Annotated in this window: 26 protein-coding genes; 13 read left to right on the top strand and 13 right to left on the bottom strand. The window is 42.0% G+C overall.

Going from position 1 to position 24,072, the window contains the following annotated elements; all coding sequences use genetic code 11:
• Positions 1-30 precede the first annotated feature (30 nt).
• A complete protein-coding gene (locus MURRU_RS11685; protein ID WP_014033675.1) occupies positions 31-225 on the top strand; it encodes a hypothetical protein in 195 nt (64 codons plus the stop codon).
• 50 nt (positions 226-275) lie between these two features.
• On the opposite strand, the gene MURRU_RS11690 is transcribed toward MURRU_RS11685, so the two are convergent.
• Positions 276-761: a hypothetical protein gene (locus MURRU_RS11690; protein WP_014033676.1), complete on the bottom strand. Its 486-nt coding sequence runs from the start codon at positions 759-761 to the stop codon at positions 276-278.
• Positions 758-1,621 carry a hydroxypyruvate isomerase family protein gene (locus MURRU_RS11695; RefSeq protein ID WP_014033677.1) on the bottom strand — a complete coding sequence of 288 codons (864 nt, stop codon included), beginning with the start codon at positions 1,619-1,621 and terminating at the stop codon, positions 758-760. The genes MURRU_RS11690 and MURRU_RS11695 overlap by 4 nt, the downstream gene beginning before the upstream one ends.
• Before the next feature lie 43 nt (positions 1,622-1,664).
• On the opposite strand from MURRU_RS11695, the gene MURRU_RS11700 reads away from it, so the two are divergent.
• The 3 genes from MURRU_RS11700 (at position 1,665) to yidC (ending at position 5,526) form a co-directional block, all read left to right on the top strand.
• The gene (locus MURRU_RS11700) at positions 1,665-1,907 is read left to right on the top strand and encodes a DUF3820 family protein (RefSeq protein WP_014033678.1); all 243 of its coding nucleotides are present in this window, start codon (positions 1,665-1,667) and stop codon (positions 1,905-1,907) included.
• A gap of 49 nt (positions 1,908-1,956) precedes the next feature.
• Positions 1,957-3,591, top strand: coding sequence for a CTP synthase (locus tag MURRU_RS11705; protein WP_014033679.1), 1,635 nt, complete (start codon positions 1,957-1,959; stop codon positions 3,589-3,591).
• A gap of 66 nt (positions 3,592-3,657) precedes the next feature.
• Positions 3,658-5,526 (top strand): membrane protein insertase YidC, encoded by a 1,869-nt coding sequence (yidC, locus tag MURRU_RS11710; protein WP_014033680.1) that lies wholly within the window; start codon positions 3,658-3,660, stop codon positions 5,524-5,526.
• 275 nt (positions 5,527-5,801) lie between these two features.
• Here yidC and MURRU_RS11720 read toward each other — a convergent pair whose 3' ends face one another.
• On the bottom strand, positions 5,802-7,670 hold the full coding sequence (locus MURRU_RS11720) for a fasciclin domain-containing protein (RefSeq protein ID WP_014033681.1): 1,869 nt from the start codon (positions 7,668-7,670) through the stop codon (positions 5,802-5,804).
• A 202-nt stretch (positions 7,671-7,872) separates the two neighbouring features.
• On the opposite strand from MURRU_RS11720, the gene mnmA reads away from it, so the two are divergent.
• Genes mnmA through MURRU_RS11735 form a run of 3 tightly spaced genes read left to right on the top strand, consistent with a single transcriptional unit; the run spans position 7,873 to position 10,582 of the window.
• Positions 7,873-9,063, top strand: coding sequence for a tRNA 2-thiouridine(34) synthase MnmA (gene mnmA, locus MURRU_RS11725; RefSeq protein WP_014033682.1), 1,191 nt, complete (start codon positions 7,873-7,875; stop codon positions 9,061-9,063).
• 54 nt (positions 9,064-9,117) lie between these two features.
• Positions 9,118-10,059: an NAD(P)H-dependent flavin oxidoreductase gene (locus tag MURRU_RS11730; protein ID WP_014033683.1), complete on the top strand. Its 942-nt coding sequence runs from the start codon at positions 9,118-9,120 to the stop codon at positions 10,057-10,059.
• Between the two features lie 49 nt (positions 10,060-10,108).
• On the top strand, positions 10,109-10,582 hold the full coding sequence (locus MURRU_RS11735) for a YfiM family lipoprotein (RefSeq protein ID WP_014033684.1): 474 nt from the start codon (positions 10,109-10,111) through the stop codon (positions 10,580-10,582).
• A 47-nt stretch (positions 10,583-10,629) separates the two neighbouring features.
• Here the strand turns inward: MURRU_RS11735 and MURRU_RS11740 are convergent, their stop codons facing one another.
• The 6 genes from MURRU_RS11740 to MURRU_RS11765 are packed head-to-tail and all read right to left on the bottom strand — an operon-like array spanning position 10,630 to position 16,724.
• Positions 10,630-11,961, bottom strand: coding sequence for a DUF58 domain-containing protein (locus tag MURRU_RS11740; RefSeq protein WP_014033685.1), 1,332 nt, complete (start codon positions 11,959-11,961; stop codon positions 10,630-10,632).
• A gap of 2 nt (positions 11,962-11,963) precedes the next feature.
• On the bottom strand, positions 11,964-12,947 hold the full coding sequence (locus MURRU_RS11745) for an AAA family ATPase (RefSeq protein ID WP_014033686.1): 984 nt from the start codon (positions 12,945-12,947) through the stop codon (positions 11,964-11,966).
• Positions 12,937-14,151: a DUF4350 domain-containing protein gene (locus MURRU_RS11750; RefSeq protein WP_014033687.1), complete on the bottom strand. Its 1,215-nt coding sequence runs from the start codon at positions 14,149-14,151 to the stop codon at positions 12,937-12,939. The genes MURRU_RS11745 and MURRU_RS11750 overlap by 11 nt, the downstream gene beginning before the upstream one ends.
• Positions 14,144-14,875: a DUF4129 domain-containing protein gene (locus MURRU_RS11755; protein WP_014033688.1), complete on the bottom strand. Its 732-nt coding sequence runs from the start codon at positions 14,873-14,875 to the stop codon at positions 14,144-14,146. Before MURRU_RS11755 ends, MURRU_RS11750 begins: the two co-directional genes overlap by 8 nt.
• Positions 14,876-15,769 (bottom strand): hypothetical protein, encoded by an 894-nt coding sequence (locus MURRU_RS11760; RefSeq protein WP_014033689.1) that lies wholly within the window; start codon positions 15,767-15,769, stop codon positions 14,876-14,878.
• Positions 15,753-16,724 (bottom strand): stage II sporulation protein M, encoded by a 972-nt coding sequence (locus MURRU_RS11765; protein WP_014033690.1) that lies wholly within the window; start codon positions 16,722-16,724, stop codon positions 15,753-15,755. Before MURRU_RS11765 ends, MURRU_RS11760 begins: the two co-directional genes overlap by 17 nt.
• A 35-nt stretch (positions 16,725-16,759) precedes the next feature.
• On the opposite strand from MURRU_RS11765, the gene MURRU_RS11770 reads away from it, so the two are divergent.
• The 4 genes from MURRU_RS11770 (at position 16,760) to MURRU_RS11785 (ending at position 19,903) form a co-directional block, all read left to right on the top strand.
• Positions 16,760-17,476 (top strand): RDD family protein, encoded by a 717-nt coding sequence (locus MURRU_RS11770; protein WP_014033691.1) that lies wholly within the window; start codon positions 16,760-16,762, stop codon positions 17,474-17,476.
• Positions 17,477-17,478: 2 nt separating this feature from the next.
• Positions 17,479-18,093: a trimeric intracellular cation channel family protein gene (locus MURRU_RS11775; protein ID WP_014033692.1), complete on the top strand. Its 615-nt coding sequence runs from the start codon at positions 17,479-17,481 to the stop codon at positions 18,091-18,093.
• A gap of 155 nt (positions 18,094-18,248) precedes the next feature.
• On the top strand, positions 18,249-19,394 hold the full coding sequence (locus tag MURRU_RS11780) for a hypothetical protein (protein WP_014033693.1): 1,146 nt from the start codon (positions 18,249-18,251) through the stop codon (positions 19,392-19,394).
• A gap of 17 nt (positions 19,395-19,411) precedes the next feature.
• Complete coding sequence (locus MURRU_RS11785) at positions 19,412-19,903, top strand: hypothetical protein (protein ID WP_014033694.1); 492 nt, start codon at positions 19,412-19,414, stop codon at positions 19,901-19,903.
• Here the strand turns inward: MURRU_RS11785 and MURRU_RS11790 are convergent.
• Both MURRU_RS11790 and MURRU_RS11795 read right to left on the bottom strand, forming a co-directional pair.
• Complete coding sequence (locus MURRU_RS11790) at positions 19,871-20,590, bottom strand: dienelactone hydrolase family protein (RefSeq protein WP_014033695.1); 720 nt, start codon at positions 20,588-20,590, stop codon at positions 19,871-19,873. The genes MURRU_RS11785 and MURRU_RS11790 overlap by 33 nt on opposite strands.
• Positions 20,591-20,644: 54 nt before the next feature.
• Positions 20,645-21,361, bottom strand: a complete 717-nt coding sequence (locus MURRU_RS11795) for a peptidylprolyl isomerase (RefSeq protein ID WP_014033696.1) — start codon at positions 21,359-21,361, stop codon at positions 20,645-20,647.
• A gap of 4 nt (positions 21,362-21,365) precedes the next feature.
• Between MURRU_RS11795 and MURRU_RS11800 the strand changes: the two genes are divergently transcribed.
• The gene (locus tag MURRU_RS11800) at positions 21,366-22,004 is read left to right on the top strand and encodes an NUDIX hydrolase (protein ID WP_014033697.1); all 639 of its coding nucleotides are present in this window, start codon (positions 21,366-21,368) and stop codon (positions 22,002-22,004) included.
• A 40-nt stretch (positions 22,005-22,044) separates the two neighbouring features.
• Entirely contained in the window at positions 22,045-22,866 is an 822-nt protein-coding gene (locus MURRU_RS11805; RefSeq protein WP_014033698.1) for a lysophospholipid acyltransferase family protein, read from the top strand.
• On the opposite strand, the gene MURRU_RS11810 is transcribed toward MURRU_RS11805, so the two are convergent.
• Together MURRU_RS11810 and MURRU_RS11815 are read right to left on the bottom strand one after the other, a co-directional pair.
• Complete coding sequence (locus tag MURRU_RS11810; protein WP_014033699.1) at positions 22,863-23,507, bottom strand: hypothetical protein; 645 nt, start codon at positions 23,505-23,507, stop codon at positions 22,863-22,865. The genes MURRU_RS11805 and MURRU_RS11810 overlap by 4 nt on opposite strands.
• 2 nt (positions 23,508-23,509) lie before the next feature.
• Entirely contained in the window at positions 23,510-24,004 is a 495-nt protein-coding gene (locus MURRU_RS11815; protein ID WP_014033700.1) for an RNA polymerase sigma factor, read from the bottom strand.
• Between the last annotated feature and the right edge of the window lie 68 nt (positions 24,005-24,072).

The raw sequence follows: 24,072 nt of genomic DNA on the forward strand, positions 1-24,072 counted from the left end.
ATCCCAAAGTAATTTCAAAAAAAAACAGGTTTGATTTCTTTGGAACAACAGAACGAGTTATCACAATTAATTTCAGACACTTACGGCACCTCCGAAGCCTTCACCCAACATTTGGAGCTATGCTTGGAAATGTTGTTCTATCTGGAAGAAGACACCTTTTCCCGAGTAGAGATACAGGAAGTAGCAACGGCACTTAGGAGAGTGGTCAGAGTTTTGAGGGGGTAGATAATAAATTTTAAAGCTTTCAGAACCTTCGACTTCAACTGGACGTTTTTTCAGACTAAGGATAGTTTGTTGTTTAATTCATTCCAAAATTCGTCGTGAAGCGCCTTATTCCCTTTCTTCAATTCAAATATTAGTTGAGAAACATTGAAATATTCCGCATCTACTAGCCATTTAGCACCATTATTGTAAACGGTTACGTTCCTTGATATATTTATATATGGTTTTCTCTCATAACAATTAAATAAAACCTCTTTGATAACATTGTATTGAGATTCAAAGAATGGTTTTATATGGTTAAATAACTTTTTTTCTCCTTCTTTAGTAAATGCAATTTGTAAAAAACTATGGAAATCTCTCTTATGGATTGAATCCTTGCTCTTTTTAGAGAATAAGGGTCTTAAGTTATTGCTCTTACTAATCGATAGAAGGTGTTCGGCTATATCATTATCAATATTGTTGAATTCAATTTCCTCAATAAGGCAGTTGGCATAATACTTCTTTGAAGACTCATTCAAATAAATTCTATGTGTGGTCATATATCACACCGCATAAAGCCATCTTTTAAAGCCTCTATCTTATTATCCCAAGTAGGAATAAATTCTTGGGCCACGTATCCCGTAAACCCAGTATCGTGAATCGCTTTAATAATGGCAGGGTAGTACAATTCTTGGGTTTCATCAATTTCGTGCCTGCCCGGAACACCGGCCGTGTGGTAGTGCCCAAAATAAGGATGGTAGTTTTGAATGCTTCGGATAATGTCGCCTTCTTGGATCTGCATGTGGTAGATATCATAAAGCAATTTAAAATTATCACTTCCCAAATGCTTGCAAAGTTCAACCCCCCATAAAGAGTTATCGCACATGTAATCTGGATGGTTTACTTGGTTAAAAAGCTCCATTTGAATCACCACACCATGTTCTTCGGCCAAAGGCATAATTTGTGAAAGACCATCTACGCAGTTTTGAAGTCCCACATAATCGTCCATTCCATTGCGGTTGCCACTAAAACAGATAAGGTTGGTGTAACCCGCCCCGGCCACTTTCGGAATCATTTCCGTGTAGTTTTTGATTAGCTGCTCGTGGTATTTTGGGTTGTTCCAACCCTCGGCCAAACCAATTTCCGCACCATTGCACATGGAACAATGTATGTCGTACTTCTTCAATATGGGCCATCTATCGGGACCTACGAGATCAATGGCCTTAACACCCAGTTCATTCAGGGTCTTTAAAAAATCCTCTAGGGGAATATCGTTAAAACACCACTCGCATACGCTATGGTTAATGTTATGTTTTAGTTTGAATTCTTTGGTTTGCCCTTGGCTGGCGGCCATGGCAGAGGCTGAGGCCAGACCTGCAGACCCAACGGCAGCAGTGGCTATAAAATTTCTACGTTTCATTTTTCGGATTTGTTCTGGGAAAGATAGTATTTTCGACCTAGATATGGAAATACGTCCCGATTCAAAACAGCTTTTGGAACTGGTCCATTACAGAATGCCCTTTGGTAAATTCAAAGGGCGTTATCTTGTGGATTTGCCTTTGCCATATTTGGTCTGGTTCCGCCAAAAAGGCTTTCCCAAGGGAAAACTGGGAGACTACTTAAATACGATGCTCACCATTAAGGACAACAACTTGGAACCCATCATTAGAAAGCTGCAAAAAGATTTTCCTCGCCAATCTACCTGATTTTTGCCCAGCAATTAGTAATTTTACGCCCCGTAATAGAATGATTAATATGTCAGATACCAAGTACATTTTCGTTACGGGAGGCGTTACCTCTTCGTTGGGTAAGGGAATTATCGCCGCATCCTTGGCTAAACTACTGCAAGCCAGGGGATACCGAACCACCATACAAAAACTAGACCCATACATAAATGTAGATCCGGGAACACTGAATCCTTATGAGCATGGCGAATGTTATGTGACCGATGATGGTGCGGAAACCGACTTGGACCTTGGCCATTACGAACGCTTTTTGAACGTACGCACTTCCCAAGCCAATAATGTAACTACGGGCAGGATTTACCAAAGTGTTATTGAAAAAGAGCGAAGAGGTGAATTTTTGGGCAAAACAGTACAAGTAGTGCCCCACATTACCAACGAAATTAAGGAGCGCATCCAAATTTTGGGCAAAAGCGGGGATTACGATATTGTTATTACCGAAATCGGAGGTACGGTAGGGGATATCGAATCATTGCCATATATTGAATCTGTTCGGCAGTTGCTTTGGGAATTGGGCGAGCATAACGGTATCGTAATCCATTTAACCTTAGTGCCGTTTTTATCTGCAGCAGGGGAGTTAAAGACAAAGCCGACGCAGCACTCTGTCAAAACCTTGATGGAGAGCGGAATAAAAGCGGATATTTTGGTGTGCCGTACCGAGCATCAGATTTCGGAGGACATCAAAGAAAAATTGGCACTTTTCTGCAACGTAAGAAAAGAAGCAGTGATCCAATCCATAGATGCATCCACTATTTACGATGTTCCTTTGTTAATGCAAGAAGAAGGTCTGGATACGGTTACCTTGGAAAAATTGGATCTTCCTAACAATACCGAACCCAACCTAGATCAGTGGAAGGAGTTTTTACAACGTCATAAAAACCCAAAACATAAGGTAACCATCGGATTGATCGGGAAATACGTTGAACTTCCCGATTCGTACAAATCCATACAAGAGGCTTTTATCCATGCTGGTGCGGCCAATGAGGTAGATGTTGAAGTAAGATCGGTGCATTCCGAACATCTATCAGCAAAAAACATTGACAAAAAGATGATGGGCTTGGACGGTATTTTAGTTGCCCCAGGCTTTGGTGAACGTGGTATAGAGGGTAAAGTGATGGCTGTTCGTTACGCCCGTGAGAACAACATCCCTTTCTTGGGAATCTGTCTGGGCATGCAAATGGCAGTTATTGAGTTTGCCAGAACGGTACTGGGTCTGGAAAATGCCAATTCCACCGAAATGGACAGTGAAACCCCGGACCCCGTAATTAGTTTAATGGAAGAACAAAAATCCATTACCGATATGGGAGGAACCATGCGGTTGGGCAGTTGGGACTGTCACCTAAAAGAGGGCAGTTTGGTGGAGAAGGTATACGGTTCTTCCGATATTGAAGAGCGCCACAGGCACCGCTACGAATTCAACAATAAGTACAAGGAGCAAATGGAGGAAGCTGGATTGGTGGCTTCTGGGTTTAACCCAAGAACAGGCTTGGTGGAAGTGGTGGAAATTCCTTCGCATCCATGGTTTGTTGGTGTGCAGTACCACCCAGAGTACAAAAGCACGGTTGCGAGTCCGCATCCGTTATTTGTGGGGTTTGTAAAAGCGGTATTGACCCAAAAGCAGAAACAAAACAATGCCAGTTTGGCATAAAATGGGGTTTTGGGCATATATTTGCCACCTGAAATACCAATAAAATATTTCTACTAAATAATATTCATGGAAGAAAAGAAGCTGGATATTAAGTCCATTATTGGATTTGTACTGATTTTTGGGATACTCATTTTTATGTTTTATCAAAATCAGCCTACGCCAGAAGAGTTAGAGGCACAAAAAGCGGAGCAAGCGCAGATAGAGGCAGAGGAAGCCAAGTCAGAGGAGGCGGTCAAAACTGCACCCGTACAGGAAACACCGACCATCAATTTAAATGATTCCACAGCGGTGGCCGAGTACAAAAATACCGTGGGTGCTTTTGGATTTACACAAACGACTGATGGAACCACCATTCTGGAAAACGAAGTACTTCAACTGAAAGTAGCCAATAAAGGAGGACAGATCGTTGAGGCCAAAATGAAGAATTTTGTCACCTATGATTCCGTTCCCGTATATTTGGTAAAAGATGGCAATGCCAACTTTGCACTGAATTTTACCACATCGGACAATCGCGTTCTCAGTACGGCCGATTTGTATTTTGAACCGTCACTTACCCAAAGCGGGGACAACCATGTGCTTTCCATGAAGGCCAAAGTGGCCAACAATCAATTTTTGGAGTACCGCTACGAAATGAAGCCGGATGAATATTTGGTGGATTTTACCGTGCGTTCCCAAGGTTTGAGCGGAGTTTTCAACACCAGTAAGCCCGTTACTTTGGAGTGGGACCTTAAAGGTATTCGCCACAACAAAAGCGTGCAGTATGAAAATAGATATACCCGTCTAACGTATAATCATGATGATGGAAGTATCAGTAAACTTTCGGAGAGCAGCGATTTTGATGAGGAAACCGAAGTGGATGTAAAGTGGCTGTCGTACCGTCAACACTTTTTTAGTTCCATTTTGGCTACAGACAATCATTTTAAGACTGCTGATCTGACATCTACAAACTTGGTCGAGGAAGAGAGCAAAGAACTTCAATTTACGAAAGCATATACCACACGGGCCCCTTTGGAGCTGCAAGGAGGTGAACTCTCGCAGAATATGTACTGGTATTACGGGCCCACCGATGTAAAGGTATTGGATGATTATAAGGATTTGGGTCTTGCCGATTCCATTCCGTTTGGATGGGGAATCTTTGGTTGGATCAACCGTTACGTATTTACGCCCTTCTATACCTTTTTAAGCTCGTTCTTGCCCTATGGGATTGCCATTGTGATCATGACGATTTTGGTTCGACTGGCACTTTCGCCCGTCACTTATAAATCCTATTTGTCGCAGGCCAAGATGAAGGTGTTAAAGCCGGAGATTTCGGAAATCAGCGAAAAGTACAAGGACAATGCCATGAAAAAGCAACAGGAGACCATGAAGGTTTACAATAAGGCAGGGGTAAGCCCCATGAGCGGTTGTGTGCCCGCCTTGTTGCAGTTGCCCATTTTCTACTCCCTGTTCATGTTTTTCCCGACTTCCTTTGCGCTGCGCCAAAAACCATTTTTATGGGCAGAGGATTTATCATCTTACGACACTATTTTTGAGTTGCCGTTCACTATACCCTTTTACGGTGACCACGTATCCTTGTTCCCGATTTTGGCATCCGTGGCCATATTCTTCTATATGCAGATGACAACGGGACAGAGCATGCAGATGCAACAGCAACCGGGAATGCCAAACATGAAATTTATCATGTACCTATCGCCCGTTATGATGTTGTTCTTCTTTAACAACTACGCAAGTGGGTTGAGTTTGTACTATTTTGTCTCCAACTTGATTACCATCTTTATTATGCTGGCGATTAAGAATTACATTCTGGACGAGGATAAAATCCATGCCCAAATACAGGAGAATAAGAAAAAGCCTAAAAAGGAAAACAAGTTCCAGCGTAAAATGCGCGAGATGATGGAACAGGCCGAAGAGCAAAAGAAATCAGGAAAAAGATAATCTCGAGTCAGTATACTTTTGGTTCAAATAAAAAACTCCCTCAAGATTTTTCTTGGGGGAGTTTCCATTTATAGGTATAGTTTGGAAAGATTTGGGACTCCAAAGATGCGACATCACGCCTATCCAAAAAATTAAAAGTTGTAAAACCGTTGGTTTTTGTGGGTAAATAATCCCTTGTTGATGTGTCATCGATGAACGGTAAATTTTGCGCAATAAAAAACCCCCTCAATTTGTTTTGAGGGGGCATTTTGCACTATCCATCAATCAAAAATCGTTTAGTTTGAAGTGTCCGGGATGAGTACAGTATCCACTACGTGGATGACACCATTGATTGCTTGTACATCCACGGCATCAATACCAATGCCCATGTTTCCTGCACCGTCGGTAATATCTGCAATGTTATCCCCAGTTCCTGGTAGGTTGATGGTAATCATATCGCCTTCCAAAGTAGTAGCGGTGGCTCCATCGCTCAAATCACCGGCACGTACATTGGCACCTGCCACAACGTGGTGTTGCAATATTGGGATTAGGTCAGCTTCGGCCGGAATACTGGCCAAGGCATCAAATGAAGCGTTGGTAGGGGCAAACACGGTGAATGGATCGCTCCCGGCACCGTCTTGGGCAGATAATACGCTTACAAAATCCGTACTTGGGGTCAACTCTGTCAATGCTGTGACCAAAGTGGAGAAGTTCGGATCGGCAGCGGCAAAAGTTACCACTGTTGGCAGGTCGATAACAGCATCCACGGTATGGATTACGCCGTTGCTTGCTACAATATCCGCCATTGCCACACTACTTGTACCATTTAAGGTTACACCATCGTCGGTATTAATGTATAAACTTAAATTCTCGTCAGCAGCATACTCAGCAACCGTGTTCACATAAGAATTTGTCAAATCCCCAGAGAACGCAGCAGCTCCCACAATCACGTGATTGGCCAAAATAACATTTAAATCATTGGAATTTGGATTGGTAAATGCACTAAAGGCATCGTTGCCAGGAGCAAATACAGTGAACGTTTCTTCTTCGTTGGATAGTAAATCGGTGAAAGTTGTATTCCCGCCTTCGGTCAAAGCAACTACCAAAGTGGAAAGTCCTGGGTTGGCAACCACGTGGTCCACAATATTTGGAATATCTATTACGGCATCAACTACATGAACAATACCGTTGATCGCTTTTACATCCGCAGCTACTACGGAGGCAACACCATTGAAGGTAACACCATCAGAGGTATCGAAGAACAAGCTTACATTTTGCTCACCAGCTCCAGTAGCCAAAGTACTTGTATAACCGGAACCGAGTCCTGTTAAGTCTGTTGAAGTAACCTCCCCACTAATTACGTGGTTGAGCAATACATTGGTCAATACGTCAACAGGAACGTCCTCTAGGGCTGCACCATCAAGAAAAGTTTCAAATGCTTCATCGGTTGGCGCCAATACGGTGAAAGGTCCATTTCCGCGCAATACCGTGGGAAGGTCTCCATCGGCTGCGATAAGGGCAGCAACCAAATTCTCTAGGTTTTCGTTGCCAATGGCCAAATCGGTAATGGGCATTAGGATAATGTCGGCCAGTTCATCCAAAATGGCCTGGGGCAATAAAACCTTATCTACAATATGTACAACGCCATTGGAAACTTCAATATCTGCGGTAGTCACCTCAGCGGCAACATCGGTTGCATCTTGAATAAACACGCCACCTTCGGTGGTTACTTGCAAGGAGGAACCCTGTAAGGTTGTTAGGCTCATACCGTCGCTTAAATCGGTTGAAAGTGCAGCATCGCCCACCACGTGATAAGTTAAAATCACAGCTAGCAAATCTTGCAATTGTTCGGAACTAAAATCATCCAAAGAATCAAAACCGTCCAGTTGTGCAAGCAAGTCTGTAAATGCTTGATTGGTTGGGGCAAAAACCGTAAATGGTCCTTCACCACTTAAAGCAGCAACCAAGTCGTTATTGGCACTCTCATCCGCTTTTTGAAGGGCGGCAACCAAAGTGCTAAGTTCGGCGGTTGCCTGTGCGGCTTCAACAATATTATCTCCTTCCTGTTCGGGAGGCATAGGTCCATTGTCATCATCGGAACACGATGTGAATCCAATGAATACTAGTAAAAGGGTCAATCGGGTTAAATGTTTTAAAGCTTTCATGTTGTTTTAGATGTTTGTTTAACAATGTGAAAATATAATTAAACAAAATAACAACAATAATGTTTAACATTTTAGGTTAAAACTTTAACAAAATTAAAATTCCAAGGATGTGTTGGTTATAATTTCACAACTGTTGCTTTAGGATATATTTACCATTATTAATTAACGTCAATTCGTATTTTTGTAGCCTTAAATCATTGCAATGAAAAAGGTTGTTGTTGGACTTTCTGGGGGAGTGGATTCAAGTGTAGCTGCCTATTTGCTCAAAGAGCAGGGGTATGACGTAATAGGGCTGTTTATGAAGAACTGGCATGACGATTCCGTGACCATTTCGGAGGAATGCCCTTGGTTGGAGGACAGTAACGATGCATTGATCGTGGCCGAAAAACTGGGAATCCCTTTCCAAACCGTTGATTTGAGTGCGGAGTACAAGGAGCGCATTGTGGATTATATGTTCAATGAGTACGAAAGAGGAAGAACCCCAAATCCAGATGTGCTTTGCAATCGGGAGATAAAATTTGATGTGTTTATGAAAATCGCCCTGCAACTGGGGGCTGATTACGTAGCAACGGGACATTATTGCAGAAAAGGAACCATCCAAAATGATGATGGTACGGAAACCTACCAGTTATTGTCCGGTAAAGACCTGAACAAAGACCAATCCTATTTTCTTTGTCAATTGTCGCAAGAACAATTGTCCAAGACCTTGTTCCCAATTGGTGAATTGTTGAAGCCTGAGGTTCGAAAAATAGCAGCAGACAATAATTTGATTACGGCCGATAAAAAGGACTCTCAAGGATTATGTTTTATCGGAAAAGTACATCTGCCCGAGTTTTTGCAACAAAAATTAAAGCCCAAAAAAGGGGTAATCGTGGAAGTGCCGAATGATGCCGCACAATTTTCGATCACTGTTCCAGCATTTCAGAATGAGCGGGAAAAATTGGTTTTCCAAGCCGAAAAGCCTGTGTATTCCGAAACAGACGGGAAAGTGGTCGGGGAGCACCAAGGCGCGCATTATTTTACCATTGGGCAGCGAAAAGGCCTCAATGTGGGCGGAACCAAGGAACCTTTGTTCGTAATCGATACCGATGTGGAGAAGAACATCATCTATACCGGTCAGGGGAAAACGCATCCGGGGCTCTTAAGAAATACGCTGTTCATAAAGGAGGATGAACTCCATTGGGTACGCCCGGATTTGGCTTTGCAGGAGGATGAAACCATGGAAGTTATGGCGAGAATTCGATATCGACAGCCATTGCAAGCGGCAACACTCTACAAAGTAGGGAACGGTTTGTACATGGATTTCAAAGAAAAACAGTCCGCCATTACCGAAGGGCAGTTTGCCGCATGGTATAGCAATGATGAGTTGATCGGGTCAGGAGTGATTTCTTAACCGGAATCCTTATTTATTTTGTTTATTTTGGTGGAAATCTGAATCCAAACTTTCATGCAAAATAAAATCACACAACTTTTTGGAATAGAATACCCTATCATCCAAGCGGGAATGGTCTGGGCCAGCGGTTGGCGTTTGGCCTCTGCGGTTTCCAATGCAGGTGGATTGGGATTACTTGGGGCGGGAAGTATGTATCCCGAGGTGTTGGAGGAGCACATCATAAAATGTAAAAAAGCAACCGATAGGCCTTTTGGGGTCAATGTTCCCATGTTGTATCCCGACATTGAAAAGTTGATGGACATAATTGTTGGCCAAGAGGTGAAAATTGTATTTACTTCTGCGGGAAATCCGAAAACCTGGACCAAATTTCTTCAAGAGAAAGGAATTACCGTGGTTCATGTGGTGAGCAGTGTAAAGTTTGCATTGAAAGCCCAAGAAGCCGGAGTGGATGCCATAGTGGCTGAGGGTTTTGAAGCTGGTGGACATAACGGAAGGGATGAGACCACGACCATGGTATTGATACCTTCTGTAAAAGAGAAAATACAAATACCCTTAATTGCCGCTGGAGGTATTGCCACGGGCAGGGCTATGTTGGCAGCTATGGTTTTGGGTGCTGATGGCGTTCAAGTAGGGAGTAGGTTTGTAGCCTCCCCTGAAGCATCGTCCCACGAACTCTTTAAAAAGAGGGTGGTTGATGCACAAGAGGGTGATACCCAATTGACCTTGAAGGAATTGGCACCTGTAAGATTGCTCAAAAACAAATTTTTTAAAGATGTACAGGAAGCCTATGCCAAAGGTGCTTCCATAGAAGATTTAAAAATCTTATTGGGAAGGGCCCGGGCCAAACGCGGCATGTTTGAAGGGGATATGGAAGAAGGGGAACTGGAAATAGGCCAAGTTTCCGGCTTGATCCATAACATAACACCTGCAGCGGAAATAGTTAAAGAATTAATGGCTGAGTTCAATCAGGCAAAAGCGGAAATTCAGCACTATTAAAGCATTACGCTATAAGTTTAGGAAACTTTTAATACTTTTACCCTGCGCAATGAGAACACTAATCCCCACACTACTCTTCTTTGTGCTCGCCTCGCATTGCCATGGGCAAGTGGAGCGGGACAAAGCACTCCATTTTTTGGGAGGTAATCTCTTTGGCCTTGCTGGGGCCGGAATTGCCAAGCAAGCCACTGATGGTAATCGAATATGGACTTTTGTAGGTTCGGTAGCGGGGAGTACCCTTATCGGTCTGGCCAAAGAAACCGTGGATGCAGGGCAGCGACCAAATGGTTGGGACAACGATGATCTCGCCGCAACCATTTTAGGGGGCGTTACCGTGGGCGTTACCATAGACCTTTTCTCTAAAAAAGATGATAGAAGGCACTTGCGCGGTCGTTACTCTAACCTAAATTTGAAGAAGCGAGAACAGTTTCTTCACCCAAAATCGGAATTTGTTGTATTGGATGGCAAACTCCCGTCATTGAATACATTGGGGCTTTCCAATCGGGAGTTTAGTGTTGAATAATTTTACGGATACTTGTTGTCACATCGAGCACCCGCCTGTACGGTCGCTTAAATAATCCCCCTAGCTTTTATTTCTAGGTATTTATTGATGGTGTTGACGGTCAATTCCTCGGGTTTGGTCAAAATGGTCTGGATGCCATATTTCTGAAGTTCTTTTTGCATCAGCCGTTTTTCCATAGAGAACTTTTCCGCAATGGTTTTATGGTAGATTGCCTGTAAATCTTCTGCATCTTCTGCAACAAGGGATTCCAGCTCCGTATTTTCAAAGAAAATAACTACCAGTACATGTTTTTTGGCCATGGCCAGTATAAAGGGCAATTGACGTTTTAAGCCGGATATGTGCTCAAAATTAGTGTAGAGCAATAATAGACTTCGTTGGTTGACCTTTCGTTTTACCTGGGCGTACAATAAGCCAAAATCTGAATCGGAAAAAGCAGTGGAAATATTGTACAGATTTTCCATGATAGTATTTAGGTGCGTGATTTTCTGCACGGCGGGAACAAAGGTTTCAATTTTTTTGGAGAATGTGAGCAATCCTGTTTTATCGTTTCGTTTTAGGGCAACATTGGAAAAGGCCAAGGCCGAATTGATAGCATAATCCAATAGGCTCAAGCCATTAAAGGGCATTTTCATGACCCTTCCCGTATCAATTATGGAATAAATGGGCTGTGACCTTTCATCTTGGTATTGGTTTACCATTAATTGGTTCTTTTTTGCCGTGGCTTTCCAATTTATGGTTCGCACATCGTCCCCTTTAATGTATTCTTTGATCTGTTCAAACTCTTGGGTATGTCCAATGCGTCTTATTTTCTTCAGTCCAAATTCCGTCAAACGATTGCTTGTGGCCAAAAAATCGTATTGCTGCATTTGTATGATGGAAGGATAAACCGGCACCATTTGGTCCTTTTGGAACACAAATTTCCTTTTGATGATGCGTAGGGGAGAGGATGCAAATACAATTAGGTTGCCGAAAACATATTCGCCACGTTCCACAGGACGTACTGAGTATTCGAAAAAATGTGGTTGGCCTCTTAGTAATTGAGTTTTATGTTCAAAATCCCTTTTTTGGAACTGAACCGGTAATTCATCGATTATGGAAACGGCTGTTCTGAAAGGGTATTTGGAGCTTAGATGTACCGATAGTATATTTTGATCGCTGTTCGATAATTTTTGGGGCAGGTTCCGCTGGGCTTTGATGGCCTTGGAGGTCGAGAACAATAAATAGAGGTCGAACACAAGGAGTACCATCAAAAGAAACACCAACAACCAAGCTATAGGGTATAGGAGCGGTACCCAATAAGAAATTACAAAACATGCGGAAAGCACGGCGATGTACCTAAAAAAAGTGTTGTGGATGTATAGCGACCGAATGAATGCCATGCTTATCGAGGGATTTCAACAGACTCCATGATCATGGAAACTACATTTTCGGTGGTCATGCCTTCCATTTCCCTTTCCGGGGTTAAAATTACGCGATGGTTTAGCACGGGAACCAAGGCTTTTTTTACGTCTTCGGGAATCACAAAATCCCGTCCGGAAATGGCTGCAAATGCTTTGGCCGAGGTCAAGGTGGCAATGGAAGCCCTTGGTGAAGCGCCCAGATACAAATGTGGATGGTTTCTGGTTTGTATTATAATGTTGGCGATGTAATCCAATATTTTTTGCTCCACGACCACTTCGTGAATGTTCTTTTTGAATTCCAACAGTTTTTTAGGGGTAAGTACTGCCTTAATTTGGTCTTGTGGTTTTTCGCCCTTGCGTTCGTGGTGGTTTTGTAAAATCACAACTTCTTCTTCAACGGACGGATAATCCACTTTGATCTTAAAAAGGAACCGATCCAGTTGTGCTTCGGGCAGGGCATAGGTTCCTTCTTGCTCTATGGGATTTTGGGTGGCCAATACCATAAATGGTTGCCCCATTTTGTAGGTAGTGCCGTCCACGGTGGCCTGCCGTTCTTCCATCGTCTCAAAAAGAGCCGCTTGTGTTTTGGCCGGGGCACGGTTTATCTCATCGATCAAAATAATATTGGAGAAGATAGGGCCTTTTTTAAACTCAAACTCCGTGGTTTTGGTATTAAAAACGGAAGTTCCCAAAATGTCACTTGGCATCAAATCGGGCGTAAACTGAATTCGGCTGAACTCTGTTTTGAGCGTTTTTGCGAAGAGCTTGGCGGTCACGGTCTTCGCAATGCCGGGAACACCCTCGATCAGCGCATGTCCATCGGCCAAAATGGAAATGATCAGAAGTTCTATAAAATCCTTTTGGCCCACGATAATGGTGGATAATTCTTTTTTTATTTGTTTTACGGTTTCCCTCAATTCTTCCAAGGGAACTCTATTGTCAAAGTTCAAGTCGTTATTTTCCATCAACGTTTGCTTTAAATGCTTCTATTTTTTGATTCAGGTTTTTCAATTCAATTTCGGTTACATACTGTTTGGTCCTCAGTTTTGAAATCATGCCTATCAAGGCTTTTACATCTTCCAAATCGGTATTGCTCCGCATGGCCAGGTTCCGCAAGAATGTTTCATCCTCCAAATTTTGGGTGGAAACATGCAATTTGGTACGGAGGTATTCCAAAAAGTAATCAATTTTATGTTTTGTTATCAGGTGCAGTTCCCCTTTTTCAAAGTACATATCAGCTATGGTCCGCGTAAAGGCCAAGGTCTGGTTTTTTAACGGGGGTACAATGGGAATAGCACGTTGTTTCCGCTTACCTTCAAAAATAATGTAGATGAGCGCACCGATAAGGACAAGGTAATAGGCCCATTTAAATTCTTTGGTGTTCAAAAAGAGGTACATGGGCGAAGTGTAAAAGGATTTTCCCGATTTGTGGAAGTTGTCCATGTAGATTTGTCCTTTACTGTCCAGGTAAGATAATAGTCCCGCAGTATATGCTTGATTATTATCCTTTAGGATAAAGTAGTTGGTGAATGCTTTTGGAAAACTGGTCAAAACAATCGTTCCCTTGCCAAAAGGTTGTTTTATGGTGTTTATATGTTTGGTGATGGTGTCCGTACTATCCGCTTGGGCATACACTTGACCAAGAACCGTTGTTCGTAAAGTGTCTATTTGATCAAAACCGGGGGTGTAATAATCCTTGCCAAATGTTGCCGGTTTGTTCTTGAATTTTGGATTTACGAGCTCATAATAAAAAAGAGGTTCCAGACCGTTGTTATAAACGCTCCCTTGTTCCAAATGTAAGGTGTCCAGTAATTTTTTTTCAAAAGACCTTGAAGCTACAAATAGCATATTTCCTTGTTCCACCCATTCCAATAGGGAGTTTAATTCGGCCTCTTCAAAAGAGACGGATTCATTCACAAAAAAGTACGTGCCTTTTATGGAGTCGGTACGGGTTAGGAATTCGAAAGGCGGTTTATGGATTTGTTGTATTGCATCTGGAAAGTGCTTTTCCATCAAATCGTTCAATACAAGGGTGCCGTAAGGTATTTTATGATGGGAAACATAAGATGGGAACCAGTTGATTTTTTTTGGTTTGTTGTATTCCATCAAAAATATGGCCCCAAGGGTCAGTACACCGATCGCTATGTAAACCCAACCCTTTTTAAACATCTGTAATTGCGTTTTTTAAGGAATTAAATATAACTTCTGCTTTTTGGTAACGTTCGTGGTCAATATCAAATTCCCCATACCAAACGTAGTCGTAGAGCAAGGTAGCTTTCCCAAAAGCATTTTTCAGGGTGCTTTCGGAGAGTTCCGTTATGTAATCATCATTTGTTTTTTGCTGTTGCCAGTCTATCAGTTCCCGTTCCGATAATAATTGTAAGATGTAGAGGTAATAGTACCGAATGGCGAGCCTATAGTTTTTATCCGCTAGGGCATTTTTGACCAATTGTTGTATGTCCTCGTTTTTAATGATGTGTTCCTCCTCCGATAGGGACACCACATTCGGATTTTTCTTGTTTTTGCCAATCCCGTACATATTGGAGTTGACAAAGAAGCGAATTACCAGATATAAGAATAAGACAAGGAGCAAATAGGGGAGGATCTCCAAAAAAACGGCCAAATAACCTTCGGCGTTTCCCACGCCAAAAATCCATTCAAAAAAGCGACGTAAAATAGTATAGAACCAATTGGTGACGTCGGTCCACCAACTGCTTTCGGTCTTTACTTCCTCATAATTGAACGCACTATCGTTCTTATAAGTTTCGAGGTCTTCTTTACTGAATTCAATAGGTTCAATGTCCGATTCATCATATTTGACAATGGAATCATTTTGGGCAAAAAGTATTGTCCAAGATAAAAGTAAGTATGATAAGATCAGTTTTTTGAGCATCTATTCCTCTGAAGGTTTCCCAAGGCTTTCAATACGTTCAAAAGTACCTGTAAAATTTTTCTTTTCGTTGAGGTTGAAAAATATCAAGGATGTGGACACTAAAAAAATAATGTTCATCAGGAACCTGACCAAGGTGCTCAATATATTTAGCAAAAGATATATGGGGTCGTTAAAAACATTAAAATTCTCCGCATCCATTTCGCCGGAAAACACGCCCATTTTAATCCACGTGTAGATAATGGTTGGCAAACTAAAGGCATAGGTGGCAATGGCAACAATAATGTAAACTACAAAAAGGGTCACAAAGGTCATCCACCAATTTTCTTTGATCAAGGTAAAACTATACTGGTAGGATTCCATGGCGTCTTTTTTAAGGAATACCAAAATGGCAAACGAAACGGATAAGGGTACGGCAAGGTAAATCCCGGGAATTAAACAAAATATTGCGCCTATCATTACGGACAAACCGACCAAAATTCCCAAACCGATCAGAGACCAAAAAGAACCATATACGCCTTGACGGATTTCATCATAATTTACGGCTCCTTTGTTGTTGATATATGATTTTATGTAGTGCAACACGGTTCCCTGCGCCAGAACATAGGCCGCGATAGAACTTAGTATCAAGGCCAATATGGCAAAAACCATAATAAATGGTGAATATGTTTGGGTAGCCGTTGGATTGCCGATGGCACTCAGATTAAAAATATCCCCAATGGTAAACATATAAAACCCCATGGAAATCAGCATGATCACAATGTAGGGGCCTACAATTTTTAAAATGGTGCTAAAAAAAGGTTTAAACTCATTTCTGATAAAGCCAAAGGAATCGGAAAGTATCTCTCCCAATTCCCGTTGTTTTTTAAATTCGATGTAGTTATTGGATGTCTGCATGAGCGGTTTTTCTGTGGATTTGGTATGGATAAATGATGTAGTAAAAAATTATTAAGGACAACGATCCCAGTATGATGAAAATTGCCAACCCATCCGGCATTTCGGTGTGTCTGGTGACGAAGCCTTCCAAAAAACCCGCAATAATAAAAAAAGGAACTGTGCTTACCATTATTTTTAGCCCGTTTTTAACCCCTCGTTTAAAAGATTCCAGTCGAGTATAAGTGCCCGGAAAAAGTAAGCCATTGGCCAAGACCAGTCCGGCGCATCCTGCAATAATTATTACGGATATTTCAATGGTTCCATGGATCCATATGGTTCGGGCCGATTCCCACAATAGTCCTTTTTCATAAAAAAAGTATTGGAAACTCCCCAGCATAATTCCGTTCTGTAGTAAAATGTATAGCGTACCGACCCCTAAAAAAATACCAAATGCAAATGCGTAAATGGCCACTTTAATATTGTTGATGGTAATGCCCAAAAACATATTGAACGCCCCTTGTTCTTTGTAAACCGCCATAGGGTCGCCTTTTTCAATATTTTCTAGTGTCATATTCACATATCCATTGCCTAGTATGGATCGCACAAAATCACCCTCGTTGGCAGAGGAGAATGCGCCAATGGTCACAAAAAAGGCAAATACCAAGAAAGAAATCAATAATTCCCTGTGGTGGGCTATGAACATGGTCGGAAATTCTGTTTTCCAAAAATGGACAATACGATTTCGGGATTCCCGTTTGGTCTTATATATTTTTTGATGGGCTTGGGAGGCAAGGGTGTTCAGGTAAACCTGTGTGTTGCTCCCAGGGTAAAAGGTCTTGGCGTAACTCAGGTGATCGGTGATCTCAATGTAAAGATCCGAAAGCTCATCGGGGTGAAGTTGCCCTTTATTGAGCAAGGCATTTTCAAAAGCGGCCCATTTATCCTTATTTTGCCTAACAAAAGCGGCTTCGCGCATTAAATTTGATGGTTTGTAAGTAAAGAAACTAAAATATGGAACAATTTCAAATAGAAACGGCCCAAAATATAACCATCAGCCAAAACACATCCCACCTTGGTGAGCGCATGCTGGCTTATATTATTGATAGTTTCATCATTTTGGTATACACCATTTTAGTTATTGTTTTTTTGATTTCCATTGAGGTTGATATGGACGACCAATGGGTTTTTTATTTGATACTTACCTTGCCCGCTTTTTTTTATTATCTGCTTTTTGAAACCTTGATGGATGGCAAGACCATTGGAAAGGGGGCCATGAATTTACGAGTAGTAAAATTGGATGGTTCCAAACCTAATTTTGGAAATTATTTTGTGCGATGGGCCCTTCGAATTATCGATGTGGGCCTTACCTCCGGAGGTGCTGCCGTGTTGACCATTCTAATTAGGGGAAAGGGACAGCGAATCGGTGATATTGCTGCAGGAACCACGGTGATAAGTGAAAAGAAGCGAGTATCGTTGTCCGATACTTTGTTAAGGGAACTGCCGGAGGATTACAAGCCCACATTTCCGCAGGTAACTGTTTTTAAAGACCAGGAAATGCAAACCATCAAAGAGTTGTACGATAAGGCCAAAATAAATGGCAATCACAATATTATAGTATCGTTGGATAAACGCATCAAAGAAGTATTGGGGGTGCAGACAGTTCTGCAGCCCATCGAATTTGTAGATGTTGTCATCAAGGATTACAACTACTATACACAAAAAATGTAGTCATGCTATATCAAACTATAGATATATTGGGAACTGTGGCCTTTGCCATTTCCGGGGTTTTGGTCGCTATGGAAAAGCGTCTGGATTTATTTGGTGTGCTTATCATTGCATTTGTCACCGCGATTGGTGGCGGGACATTGAGGGATTTGATGATTGGCAACACCCCCGTGGGCTGGATGCAAGACCTTACCTATGTGACCACTATTTTTATTACGGTAGTATTTGCCATCATATTTGTGAACAAGCTCAAATACCTCAGAAAATCGTTGTTTCTGTTCGATACTATCGGTATTGGACTTTATACGATGGTTGGGGTGGAAAAAGGTTTGGAAGCGCAACTGTTGCCCATTATGTGCGTGTTTTTGGGCACAATGACGGCCTGTTTTGGTGGTGTGATACGAGATATGCTTTGCAACGAAATCCCAATTATTTTCCGAAGAAAGGAAATTTACGCGACCACTTGTATTTTGGGAGGTGCCAGTTATTTTCTCTTTATGCAATTTCCCATAAAAGATAGCTACGCCTACGTGGCAGCTATTTTGGTCGTTATCTCATTAAGGTTGATTGCGGTTAAGTTTGATGTTCGCTTGCCCAACATTTATAAAAAGGAAGCCTAAGAAATCCTTTCCTAACTTTTTTCAATATTGGTTAATTATTGCTTAGTACAATTAACTTTTTGTTAATCAATTTTACTTTTCGTTAGTCCTGTCTCCTTAAGTATACCGCTACATTGGCTCCCAAGTAACATAAATAACCAATCAGTAGTACAGGTATGAGAACATCGCAATCATTGATCATTACATTTTTAGGGTTGATTTCACTTCTTGGAATCAATCAGGCTAGTGCCCAAGGGTGCGTTGCTATCCGACATTTTTCCTCCTGTGTAGGGAACACTTTGGAGAATAATTTATTGGGTCCAGGCGACATTCAAATTGGGAGCAATTACAGATATTTCAAATCCTTCCGCCATTTTAGGGGAACCGAAGAGGAACCGGACAGGGTTTCCAATGAGACCGAAGTTATCAACCATTCCCATTCTTGGGATTTCTTCTTGACCTATGGAATATCCAACAGATGGTACGCCAGTATTACCATCCCCACCGTTATAAATACACGTTCCTCATTGTACGAACATGGGCGCGATGAGCGTAACACCACTTTTTCCCGTGGCTTGGCCGATATTCGGGTAGGTGTTGGCTATTGGCTGTTCGATCTCGAAAAACACCAAAACGGCAATTTAGCATTGGGCTTGGGCCTTAAACTACCAACGGGAAGCTACAATGCCTCCGATATTTTTTACAATGTTGGGCCAGAGGGAAGCCCACAGGTAAGACCCGTGGATCAAAGTATTCAGCCTGGGGATGGCGGATTTGGAATAACCTTGGATTTTCAGTTTTACCAAAAGATTGCCGAACGATTTTTTGCCTATGGCGGTGGTTTTTATTTGATCAATCCGAGGGAAACCAACGGTACACGGACATTTAGGGAAACTTTAAGCCCAATTTTGGAAAATGAAGCCATTATGGCCGTTCCAGACCAGTTTTCACTCCGCGCCGGGCTAAGCCATAGTTTAAGCAATACCATTTCTGCCTCATTGGGAGCACGGTACGAAGGTGTGCCCGTAAAGGATCTTATTGGTGGTAACGAAGGTTTTAGAAGACCCGGGAATGTACTCTCCATTGACCCTGGAATCGCTTTTATGAAAGATAATTTCTCCTTGAACCTGAATGTGCCGTTTGCAGTGAGAAGGGAACGTCCGCAAAGTGTTACTGATTTGGAAACACAACAGATGACAGGAGAGCCTAGAGAGGGGGATGCCGCTTTTGCAGATTATTTGATCAATGTAGGGGTCTCGTACCGATTTGCACGCAGTAAGGTAAAGGTTGACCCGGAACTAATGAATGAATTCAATAATTAAACCTCTTTAATCCACCTATGCGAAAATCCATTAAAGAAAATTTGCTGGCCATTTCCATTGGCTTGGTATATTTTTGGTTTGGGGCATTAAAACTTGTCCCAAACCTTAGTCCAGCTGAAGATTTGGCAAAAAACACCATTCATCGGCTCACTTTTGGGTTGATACCTGATGAGGTTTCCATAATCCTACTTGCCTTTTGGGAAGTAGGATTGGGCTTTTTGTTTGTGTTCAGGTTTTTTAGAAGACAAGCTGTAATAATGGCTTTGATCCACATGGTATGCACCTTTACACCGCTATTCTTTTTTCCGGGCGATGTTTTTGGAGAAGAACCACTATCCTTGACCTTTGTTGGGCAATACATTATGAAAAACCTCATAATTATTGCAGTCCTTGTTTCCATTTATGAAAGAAAAAAGGTTTCCGAAAAGTCTGGAGAACCAATAAGGAACCAAAAATACAGTTTGTCGAACCGTATATTAATCGGCAAAAACCTCTTCAAAAAAGTGTGACATACGCTGCCAAGACCGATCACTGGCCAAAGGATTGTACATCATGCCATCATCGGGTGCATTGGCATTGGGGTTGGTAAAAGCATGTCCTGTATGACCAAAAACATCCATTTCCCAAACTGCATTGCGTTCGGTGAGTTCGTAACCCAAGGAAACGATATCTTTGGGAAATGCCAGCGGATCTTCCCAACCGTGAAGCACCAATACTTTTGCCTTGATGTCCCCTTCGTGGTCCAGATCGGGCGGGTCAAAGATGCCATGGAAATACACCACTCCTTTGATGTCGATGCCGGAACGCGCCAAATCCAAAGCGCATTTTCCACCAAAACAAAATCCTATGATTCCGACCTTTTCGGTGTTGGCCAAATCATGTTCTTTTATTTTGTCGAGTGCTAAAAGTATCCGATCGAGCAGTTCTTGGCGGTCGGCCAATAATTCGTTCATCAATGCTTCGGCCTCGGTCGCATTCTTGGCTCTCTTTCCTTTGCCGTACACATCAATGGCAAATGCCAAGTAACCTTGTTTGGCAAGTTCGGTGGCTTTGTCCGCTTCAAAGTCTGATTGCCCTGCCCATGTGTGGGAGACCAAAACCACAGGGCGTTTGCCCTTAATGCTATCATCGTAGGCAACCACTCCTTGGTAAGATTGTCCACTGGCTGCATAAGTAAAATTGTTAGTCTGTATCATACTGGGTTTAGTTTTGTATTGAGGGCCGTTAAATTATAGTATTTTTTGATCGGGTTACAACACCTCGGCCTTGAGAATGTATATGTTTTGCCATGGCCAATCCCCATCGCCCACAGGTACGTTATTTATGGCATCCACCACATCCATTCCTTCAATCACTCGCCCAAAAGGAGTGTAAGAGCCATCAAGGTGATAGGAGCCTGGATTGGTAACTACAATAAAGAATTCGTACGGTGAGGCCAATTTATGGGGGTTGTCCCTTTCGCTGCTGGGCATGGAAATGGTTTCACGGTGGTGCTTATGGCCTTTTTTGGCATCAGGTGGTAGCAGGTATCTTCCTATTCTGCTCCGTTTTCGGGCTGTCTTCCTGTCATCGGAGTTGCCCCCTTGAATAATAAAATCCTTCACAACCCTGTGGAACTGAGTGCTGTCAAAATACTTCTGTCGGGCCAAATAAATAAAATTGGCTTTGTGGTAAGGTACGTCATCATACAACTGTACGGTAAAACTGCCCATGGTAGTGGTGATTTTTACCTTATCTTTCTTTAAGTTTTTTTCGTAATCGAAAAAGAAGTCGATGGCATTCTCCTCGGTAAGTTTAAAGGGCTCTTCCTCTTCTTCTTCCGTGGCGGTAGCATCTATTTGGATTTGGGGAACAGTGTCCGTTTTTGCAATATTTTCCTCAACTTTGTCCTTATCCTTCTTTGGGGATTCCCCGCAGGAAACGAACAAAAAAAATAATATACTTGTAGTTAAAGCCGATTGTCTCAACAGTATGGATTTTAATAAATTTTGTCAACTTGCTCTAAAATTAAAAAATCTCCCACTTCCTGGGGAAGATTCCCATCATAAAATGTCCCCTGAGCTTCGTATTCAATGGTTGAAGGAGAACAGACAAGATATAAACCCCAAGCGGGCAGGGGTCATGGCGCTATTCTATCCAGATTTGGAACAAGAGACCCGTTTACTTTTGATCCTGCGGAAAGTATATCAGGGCGTGCATTCCAACCAAATCGGGTTCCCCGGTGGAAAGGTGGAAAAGATGGACAGGGATCTATTGCAAACTGCCTTAAGGGAAACCCATGAGGAAGTTGGCGTACCACCTACCGAGGTTGAAGTGATCAAAGAACTCAGTGAAGTGTATATTCCGCCCAGTAATTTTTTGGTAAGACCCTATATCGGGATCTATCCGAATCCGCGACCGTTTATCAAAGAAGAAAGCGAAGTGGAAAGCCTGGTGGAGGTGTATCTCAGGGATTTTTTGGATGATTCCAACCATATTGAAGAAATTTTGAGCACTTCTTACGCAAAAAACATAAATGTACCGGCCTTTAAATTAAACGGTTACACGGTTTGGGGAGCTACCGCCATGATGATGAGCGAGATCAAGGAGCTTTTACGACAGGTGCTTTGATGCTATTTTGTAAATTTGCAGTCAACAATCAACGCTATACATGGGTCTGTTTAAGAAAAATCCTTTTGGACATATTTTATTTTTTAAACGATGGCTGATCCGTATCGCCGGTATGATGACACACCAGCGTTACAAAGGATTTAATACTCTCGAGATCGAAGGATCGCAGATTATCCGTGATTTACCGGAAAACAATGTTCTTTTTGTGAGCAATCACCAGACCTATTTTGCCGATGTGGTGGCTATGTTCCATGTTTTTAATGCCAGTTTGAGCGGGAGGGAGGACAATATTAAAAATTTGGGCTATCTCTGGAACCCTAAATTGAATATTTACTACGTGGCGGCCAAGGAGACCATGAAAAAGAGTCTATTGACCAAAATTTTGGCCTATGCCGGTTCCATAAGTATAGAGCGAACCTGGAGGGCGGGTGGTCAAAATGTGAACCGACAGGTGAAGTTCAGTGATATTTCCAATATTGGAAAGGCGCTAAATGATGGCTGGGTGATCACGTTTCCGCAAGGTACCACAACGCCATGGAAGCCATTGCGAAAAGGCACCGCGCACATCATCAAAAAATATAAACCTGTTGTGGTTCCCGTGGTTATTGATGGATTCCGACGTTCTTTTGACAAAAAAGGACTTCGTGTAAAGAAAAAAGGAATCTTGCAATCCATGCAAATCAAGGAGCCATTGGATATTGATTACGACCACGAGTCCATTGATGCCATATTGGAAAAATTGGAGTACGCCATTGAGCAACACCCATCTTTCCTAAAGGTAATTCCTCAGAAGGAGCTTCTTGCCTACGAGGAAGAAAACCAAAAAAGACGCTACAGTTATAAAGGCAAGTTGGACGGCTAGACCTCTAACCTTTTAAGGTCGTTGTAGTTTTTTCTAAGTCTTTTTAGTAAAATTCCATAAAGGAGTTTGTAGAACAGCCATATTAAAAATAGGATAGCGGCTATAAATACTACGGATATCCCAATCACCATGGCCCAAAATGTTATGCTGTCCCCGTCTTTGGATGCAGCTTCAACAATTTTCTGTCCCTCGGGACCATAAAGGAGTGCCCCGTACATGTTTATGATCAAATAGGTAGTAAAGATGATAAGATTGAACCACACATATTGTGTTACGGTTCGTTTTACCTTTAATATGGTTCTCATCAAATTCTTGGAGGAATCCGTGAATGAGATTTTCTTGTAATTAATGTAAAACTTATAGATAAAGTAAAGGATAATGGCGTAGTTGATGATGTTGAGAGCCATGACAACCTTATAAATATGCATGTCCTTTAGCTCCTGCATGGTTTCGGGACCGCTAAAAATAATATTGATACCCGCCCAGAATACAAATTCTATGATGCTGATATAAAAAATCCACTTAACTATGGATGATGACTTTTTCTTGGTCATCGGATAGATTTGCTCATAGGACAGCTTGGGAAGGTCTGCTTCCCGTTTTTGCCAATCTTTTTTCAAGAGCTCCAGTTCATCCAGCATAATCAAGGATTTAATATGGTTCTTAATTTATTTTTTACCCTGCTCATCTTCACTCTCGCATTTACTTCTGTAATACCCAAAGTTTCGGCTATCTCGGTATAATCCTTGTCTTCCAGATAGAGGAATACCAAGGCTTTGTCAATATCACCAAGCTGTTTTATGGCGTCGTACATCAGTTTTAACTGTCGTTCTTCCGTATCATCATAATCAGTGGCCTTGATTTTATAGAGGACCGACTCAAAATCCTGAGTCTTTACCCTTTTTTTTGATTTTCGGTACAAGGTGATGGCCGTATTCAAGGCAACCCGGTACATCCATGTACTAAACTTGGCATCTCCCCGAAACTTTGGATATGCTTTCCACAATTGAATAGTGATTTCTTGGAACAGATCGTTGTGGGAATCTTTGTCGTTGGTATACAGGCTACATACCTTATGGACAATATTTTGATTGTCCTCAAGTTCCGTCACAAAACGATGTTCCAGTTCTTTGTTCACTAAACGGTTGGTAAAGTTGCTTTAATTATAAGTATGCAGAAAGCAACTTTTGTTACAGTGTTTGATGA

This window comes from Allomuricauda ruestringensis DSM 13258 (genome assembly GCF_000224085.1).
GTDB classification, from domain to species: domain Bacteria; phylum Bacteroidota; class Bacteroidia; order Flavobacteriales; family Flavobacteriaceae; genus Flagellimonas; species Flagellimonas ruestringensis.

Bases quoted from the DNA above. Each gene is read 5' to 3' on its own strand.
- MURRU_RS11690 (WP_014033676.1), bottom strand. From the start codon at position 761: ATGACCACACATAGAATTTATTTGAATGAGTCTTCAAAGAAGTATTAT.
- MURRU_RS11695 (WP_014033677.1), bottom strand. From the start codon at position 1,621: ATGAAACGTAGAAATTTTATAGCCACTGCTGCCGTTGGGTCTGCAGGT.
- MURRU_RS11700 (WP_014033678.1), top strand. From the start codon at position 1,665: ATGGAAATACGTCCCGATTCAAAACAGCTTTTGGAACTGGTCCATTAC.
- MURRU_RS11705 (WP_014033679.1), top strand. From the start codon at position 1,957: ATGTCAGATACCAAGTACATTTTCGTTACGGGAGGCGTTACCTCTTCG.
- yidC (WP_014033680.1), top strand. From the start codon at position 3,658: ATGGAAGAAAAGAAGCTGGATATTAAGTCCATTATTGGATTTGTACTG.
- MURRU_RS11720 (WP_014033681.1), bottom strand. From the start codon at position 7,670: ATGAAAGCTTTAAAACATTTAACCCGATTGACCCTTTTACTAGTATTC.
- mnmA (WP_014033682.1), top strand. From the start codon at position 7,873: ATGAAAAAGGTTGTTGTTGGACTTTCTGGGGGAGTGGATTCAAGTGTA.
- MURRU_RS11730 (WP_014033683.1), top strand. From the start codon at position 9,118: ATGCAAAATAAAATCACACAACTTTTTGGAATAGAATACCCTATCATC.
- MURRU_RS11735 (WP_014033684.1), top strand. From the start codon at position 10,109: ATGAGAACACTAATCCCCACACTACTCTTCTTTGTGCTCGCCTCGCAT.
- MURRU_RS11740 (WP_014033685.1), bottom strand. From the start codon at position 11,961: ATGGCATTCATTCGGTCGCTATACATCCACAACACTTTTTTTAGGTAC.
- MURRU_RS11745 (WP_014033686.1), bottom strand. From the start codon at position 12,947: ATGGAAAATAACGACTTGAACTTTGACAATAGAGTTCCCTTGGAAGAA.
- MURRU_RS11750 (WP_014033687.1), bottom strand. From the start codon at position 14,151: ATGTTTAAAAAGGGTTGGGTTTACATAGCGATCGGTGTACTGACCCTT.
- MURRU_RS11755 (WP_014033688.1), bottom strand. From the start codon at position 14,875: ATGCTCAAAAAACTGATCTTATCATACTTACTTTTATCTTGGACAATA.
- MURRU_RS11760 (WP_014033689.1), bottom strand. From the start codon at position 15,769: ATGCAGACATCCAATAACTACATCGAATTTAAAAAACAACGGGAATTG.
- MURRU_RS11765 (WP_014033690.1), bottom strand. From the start codon at position 16,724: ATGCGCGAAGCCGCTTTTGTTAGGCAAAATAAGGATAAATGGGCCGCT.
- MURRU_RS11770 (WP_014033691.1), top strand. From the start codon at position 16,760: ATGGAACAATTTCAAATAGAAACGGCCCAAAATATAACCATCAGCCAA.
- MURRU_RS11775 (WP_014033692.1), top strand. From the start codon at position 17,479: ATGCTATATCAAACTATAGATATATTGGGAACTGTGGCCTTTGCCATT.
- MURRU_RS11780 (WP_014033693.1), top strand. From the start codon at position 18,249: ATGAGAACATCGCAATCATTGATCATTACATTTTTAGGGTTGATTTCA.
- MURRU_RS11785 (WP_014033694.1), top strand. From the start codon at position 19,412: ATGCGAAAATCCATTAAAGAAAATTTGCTGGCCATTTCCATTGGCTTG.
- MURRU_RS11790 (WP_014033695.1), bottom strand. From the start codon at position 20,590: ATGATACAGACTAACAATTTTACTTATGCAGCCAGTGGACAATCTTAC.
- MURRU_RS11800 (WP_014033697.1), top strand. From the start codon at position 21,366: ATGGATTTTAATAAATTTTGTCAACTTGCTCTAAAATTAAAAAATCTC.
- MURRU_RS11805 (WP_014033698.1), top strand. From the start codon at position 22,045: ATGGGTCTGTTTAAGAAAAATCCTTTTGGACATATTTTATTTTTTAAA.
- MURRU_RS11810 (WP_014033699.1), bottom strand. From the start codon at position 23,507: ATGCTGGATGAACTGGAGCTCTTGAAAAAAGATTGGCAAAAACGGGAA.